At 47.2% G+C, this 6,000-nt stretch carries 4 protein-coding genes; 3 read left to right on the top strand and 1 reads right to left on the bottom strand.

From position 1 onward, the window contains the following. Window positions 1–150 precede the first annotated feature (150 nt). The 3 genes from AB1656_27020 to AB1656_27010 all read left to right on the top strand — a co-directional run bounded on the left by AB1656_27020 (window position 151) and on the right by AB1656_27010 (window position 4,619). Window positions 151–1,230, top strand: coding sequence for a 3-isopropylmalate dehydrogenase (locus AB1656_27020; protein MEW6239050.1), 1,080 nt, complete (start codon window positions 151–153; stop codon window positions 1,228–1,230). Window positions 1,231–1,676: 446 nt separating this feature from the next. Continuing rightward, a complete protein-coding gene (locus AB1656_27015; GenBank protein MEW6239049.1) occupies window positions 1,677–3,752 on the top strand; it encodes a CotH kinase family protein in 2,076 nt (691 codons plus the stop codon). A gap of 228 nt (window positions 3,753–3,980) precedes the next feature. After that, window positions 3,981–4,619 carry an HD domain-containing protein gene (locus tag AB1656_27010; protein MEW6239048.1) on the top strand — a complete coding sequence of 213 codons (639 nt, stop codon included), beginning with the start codon at window positions 3,981–3,983 and terminating at the stop codon, window positions 4,617–4,619. 134 nt (window positions 4,620–4,753) lie between these two features. On the opposite strand, the gene AB1656_27005 is transcribed toward AB1656_27010, so the two are convergent. Next, on the bottom strand, window positions 4,754–5,851 hold the full coding sequence (locus AB1656_27005; protein MEW6239047.1) for a hypothetical protein: 1,098 nt from the start codon (window positions 5,849–5,851) through the stop codon (window positions 4,754–4,756). Window positions 5,852–6,000 lie beyond the last annotated feature (149 nt).

The following is a 6,000-nucleotide window of genomic DNA, read 5'->3' as shown; positions in this document are numbered from 1 at the left end:
GATAGGGAGACAAGGCGACATGTTTGTAGGGTGGGCTCAAAGCGAAGCGTAGCCCACCAGAGGAGATTGGGAGACAAGAAGACAAGTCCTCCAGTCCCAAAGCCAGAGGCAAAGAAGCATAGCCCGCTAATTTAACTAACGGAGGCATCTATGAAGACTTATAAAATTGCCGTCATGGGCGGCGACGGAACCGGACCGGAAGTCATACGCGAAGGCGTCAAAGTACTCAAAGTCCTGGAACAAAAAGCCGGATTCAAATGCGAGTATACGGATTTCGATTTCGGCGGCGAACGCTACATGAAAACGGGGGAAATTCTCCCCGACAGCGCCATCGAAGAGTTGAAAAAATTTAATGCCATCTACCTCGGCGCCATCGGCCACCCCGACGTGAAGCCGGGAATCTTGGAAAAAGGCATCCTGCTCAAAGCGCGCTTCGAACTGGATCAATACATCAACCTTCGACCCGTCAAACTCTATCCCGGCGTATGGACGCCGATTAAAGATAAAGGTCCCAAGGAAATCGACTTCGTCGTCGTGCGCGAAAACAGCGCCGGCATCTATACCGGCGGCGGCGGAATTATTAAAAAAGGCACGCCTAACGAAGTCGCCATCCAGGAAATGGTTTACACTCGCTTCGAAGTCGACCGTTGCTTGAAATATGCTTTCGAATATACGAAGAAAAGAAACAAAAACAACACGCTGACTCTTTGCGGAAAAACCAACGTCCTTACTTTCGTCTACGATCTCTGGGAACGCGCTTTTCATGAAATGGGGCAAAAAGAATATCCTGGCATCAAGCGCGAATACGCCCACGTAGACGCTACCACTATGTGGATGGTAAAGAATCCCGAATGGTTCGACGTCATCGTCACCGGCAACATGTTCGGCGACATCATTACCGATCTGGGCGCAATGGTTCAAGGCGGCATGGGCGTCGCGGCGGGCGGCAACATCAATCCCCAAGGAACCTCGATGTTCGAGCCGATCGGCGGCTCCGCTCCTAAATATACCAACCAAAACGTCATCAATCCCATCGCCTGCATTAGCGCTGGCCAAATGATGTTGGAACATCTGGGCGAAGAGAAAGCGGCGAAAATGTTGGATAAGGCTGTCTCCGATTTTCTCGGCAGCGGCAAACTCCCTGGCTTGGCCGTAAGCGACATCGTCAAAGCGGGCATGTCCACTTCCAAGATCGGCGACGATATCGCCCAGCGCGTTCAAGATATGTAATCCAAACTATAATGCCAATCAACTGCAAGCCCGGTTTAATAACCGGGCTTTTTTTATTGAAGCAAATAAAAATTTTTCTTAAGTTATAGCTCATAACTCTTTTATTTAGAAATAGATATGAAAATTAAAAAATAAAATATTTACGTATGGAACCCGCTCCATCAAGAACGCAAATTCCAATATTTCGAAATGCGCAAAAATTTCGCGTATCTCAAAAAAGCAATGTGTAATTAATGCGCATTTTTTCGGCGTCTATCCACGCGCCTTCCTCATATTTTCCTAATATTTCTCTAATAAATGCAAAAAAACGCGAAGAAATTACAATGTTCGAAAGTGGTTCTTTTTTTGCTTTAAGTCAATCCAATCCAGAATGGCTTTCATTCGAGGATTTCATTCTTATAAGAAAATAAACTTTTCCCAAATCGCACCAATGGAGATAGAAGCGCATGAAAATATTCGATAATAATAACCGTATTTCGTTATCTATTCCTTCGGTTTTATGCTTGATTCTTTTCATCTTATTGCTACCAACTGCTCAATGGGCATTAGGCGGTTCGGAGAAAGATAATTCCGATGATTCCATTTTCGGAATGACAAAAGTTTGGAATATCCATCTGACGATATCTCCCGAAAATTGGCAAAAAATGCAGCCAACACGATCCGGCGGCCCCGGCGGAAGACCTCCATTCTTCGGCGGCCCTCCACCTGCAAACAACGGCGACCAGCCCGCCAATCGTCCCGAACGCCGAATGGGGCCTCCGGGAGGTTTTTTCCCGCAAGACGATTTGCCCTATATCTCTGCAATCGTTGAAGTTGATGGCAAAAAGTTTGAAAACGTCGGAATTCGTTATAAGGGAAATGCTACTCTACGGATGGGTGGAAATTCCTTGAAAAAACCCATCAAGATTGATTTCAACCGTTATGTGAAAAATCAGGAATTCATGGGTCAAACCAAAATCAATCTCAACAATAACTTCTTCGATCCTTCGCACATGGTGGAAGTCCTCTCGTATGAAACATTCCGAGATTTTGACCTTCCCGCCCCGCGAACAGCCTTCGCCAAGGTCTATATCACAGTCGAAGGTCAATACGGCAAGGAATATCTGGGTTTATATACTATCGCCGAGCAAGTCAACGAAAACTTTTTACAACGTAATTACGGTATTAAAGAAGGATTGCTGTTGAAACCTCGAATGATCCGCGGCCTCCCTTATTTTGGCGACAATTGGGACGATTACGAACAACCATACGACTGCAAAACGGATGACGTTACTTGGAAGGAAGCCAAGCATTTTATGGAATTCGCCAAGTTCGTCAACGAAGCGACCGGCGTGGATTTTCAAAAGAAGATTGGAGAATACATTGACGTTGAAGCGTTTCTGCGCTTTTTAGCCGTCAATGTCGCTATCGCCAATTACGACAGCATTTTGGGCATGGGACAAAATTACTATATCTACCATGAAACCAAAACGGATAAATACTATTGGATTCCATGGGACATGGATTTGTCGTTCGGAAAATTCATGATGAGCGGTTCTCCCGATATCCAAGCGCGGGCTAGCATCCGGGAACCGAATCCCGCCCCCCATCCGCTCATTGATCGCCTACTGGCAATTCCCGAATGGAAAGAAAAATACTTAGCATTCATTCGGGAATTCACGCATAAGATTTTACAGCCGGAACGAATTCAAAAGAAAGTCGAAACCATCCGCGCCGCCATTCAAGATGCGGTTAAAGAAGATACTAAAGTCCCCTTCGACGAATTCGTCAAATGCGTCTCTTATAACGCAGTGTCGAAAAGCGAGGATAACATTTCGGAAAATCCCTCGCCTTCGTCTGAAAGAGATAGAGGATTGCGCCGAGGCCCTATGTTTAAATTGTTCTCGATCTCGGGTTGGATTGCAAAACGCAATGAATCCATCCAATTGCAATTGGATGGAAAATCGGAAGGCGAAAAATTATCAGGACCGGGACGTCCAGGCGGCCCAGGCGGACCCGGTGGATTTGGACCTGGCGGACCCGGCGGACCTGGGCCAGGCGGATTTGGTCCCGGCGGCCCCGGCGGATTCGGTCCTCCGGAAGGATTCGGGCCGGGTATGTTCTTAGGACCGCAATTATCCGCAGCCATCGGCCAGGATCAAGATAAGAAGATCAAAAAATCGATTTTCATCGAAAAATGGAATCAATGGGCTGCAGGATGGGACAAAGACAAAAATGATAGTTTGAACGATAAAGAACTCGCCGAGGGTTTATCTCCTATTTTTAAACTGCCAGATGGTTTTCCGCCGATGGGACCTCCAGGCGAATTCTCTCCCACCTTCTTCTTGATTCCCGCATTCATGGAAAAAGCGGACGACGAGGGGAAAATATCGAAAACGATTTTTCAGCAATTGGGTAACGAATGGTTCGCGAATTGGGACGCCGATAAAAGCGGCGATTTGGACGAGAAGGAAATTGCGAATGGTTTGAATGGAATGATTCGTCCTCCACAGGATTTCATGGACGGACCTCCAGGATTCTGATATACGAAATAATAACTCATGTTTCGCACGAATACCATTTTCTTTTGAATTTGCTGTTTTCCCAATCCCTCTCCCAAGATTGGGAGAGGTTAGGTGAGGGTTGATATTATTAGACTTATTATCCCCTCACCCTAACCCTCTCCCAGAGGGCGAGGGAACAGGAATGCGAAACATGAGATAATAAGAGTAACGAGATAAGAGTAACTGAAGACATGTCGAGGATTCAAAATGAACCTAGAATTTGCGCAACAATTAATGCAAAAATTCACCAAAGATCCTGAACATGCAGTTCATGTAGAAAAACTCTCTTTAAATTTCTTCGATCAATTGAAAGACCTGCACCTTTGTGGAGAGATGGAAAGGCAATATCTTCAATGCGCCGCTTTATTGCACGATATCGGTTGCGCAGTCAGTTATCGAAAGCACCATTTGCACTCCTATCGCATTATCTTAGACGCCCATTTTCCCTCTTTAACCGCTAAGGAAAAGCAGATCGTCGCTCTAATCGCCCGCTATCATCGTAAATCGACGCCGAAACTCAAACATCCGGAATTTTTATCGTTGTCGCAGCGCGACCAAACGATCGTAAAAAGAATGAGCGCTCTTTTACGCATTGCCGACGCCCTCGATCGCTCGCGCAGCCATAAAATTGCGGATTTTCGCTGCGTTATCCAAAAAAACGAATGCTGTTGCCTGATTGAAGCAATGGGTGATTGCTTGGAAGAAAAAGCGAGCGTGATAAAAAGGAAAAACCTCTTTATGGACGTATTCGGGATAGATTTCCAAATCGTAGACGAAACGAAAAAAGAGATCGAGCCGCTTTCGCTCGCCGCCCCGGAACCAGAAACGGCGCAAGCCAATCTTTAGTTCATCCAAGTACAAACAATATTGAAAACCAATCGTTAAGGCGGGACGGGGATTCATATACTCTCTCCCGCCTTTTACGTTTTCAAGGGCTTCAGCTGGATTCATAGCAAAGCGTCCTAGACATTAAAGCCATTTCACGCTTTCAACGCGGCGTAGAGATTATGCACTACCAGCCGATTGTCGGCGCAGGCGTAGTCGAGATGTCCGCCCATGCGGTAGAAGCTTTTACAAAAGCGCAGGAAATAAGCCGGATTGGTTTTGGGCGGCTCGCCCTGCGTCCAATCCCATCCCCCGCCGTCTTGAATATCCACGATCAGTATCGCATGATCCCGAACGCTCTTGCCCTTTTGCAATAGGACATTATTGGCGCAACTCATCGCCTTCTCGAATACTTGCGGCGACATAATGGCCGATCCGACGGAAATATAGACGCCGCTGGATAGATTCGTTACGGAAGCGGCGAACGTTTGAAAATCGATTCCCCCTCCCCGCCCAATCGCCGCCGGGCTGAAATAAGGATGGTTGGAAATAATATCGTATCCAATGCCGGGATGGACGGTAAACGGAACTTTCAACCGATAGGCGTTGCCGGGAACGGAATATTTTTTCCAAGGATGTTGGATAGTATACGGTCCGCCGGGAAGATCGAAGCGGATCATGAGTTGCAACAAATCGGCGAGGGCGGGAGTGCGTTTGCGCCAAGGATTATTGCGGATGGCATGAGCCAGCTCTTCCGACAGGGGCAGCGTGGCGCCATCTTTCCAAATAAAGCGCCCGATGGATTCTCCAAAACCCAAGTCGTCCGCTGCGCCGATCGCGGCCGCCAGGTTGATATTCTTCCCCGTCTCATCCCAGGTTCCAAATTGGCCTTTCGGCGTATTTTCGCGCACGCTTTCCGTGGAGCGTCCCAGAAAACTATATTCCCAATCGTGGATGATTCCCGCGCCATTGGTCGCCAGGTGGGTGATCCAGCCCTCTTCCATCATCCGAATCAATGTCGGCCCCATTCCATTGCGCAAGAGATGCGCGCCGTAGGTCAACATCACCGATGCGCCGCGTTCGCGGGCGGAACGAATGAGGACGGCGGTTTGCTTGATAATCTCTCCCACATCGCCGGGAGGCGGCGGCGGAGAATCGGGATCAACTACGATCTCTTCGATCTGCGTCATACTATAACGTTCTTTTAGGGGATATACGCGAATTTGGTCGAGTTCCAAGCGGGGATAAGGCATAGCGTCCTTTTCATTAAATCGATAGATTAGTATAGAATTATATAAATCATATTTTTGAATAACCATTATATCTCTTCTCGAAAAAAATAAACCACGCCCATAATAATTCGGAAGGATTATGTCATAATAGGTTATCCCAATAAGGAACA

This window comes from Candidatus Omnitrophota bacterium (assembly GCA_040755155.1).
Lineage (GTDB): Bacteria > Hinthialibacterota > Hinthialibacteria > Hinthialibacterales > Hinthialibacteraceae > JBFMBP01.
Note: the sequence above shows the minus strand (reverse complement) of the source record. Positions and strands in the feature narration are given on the sequence as shown.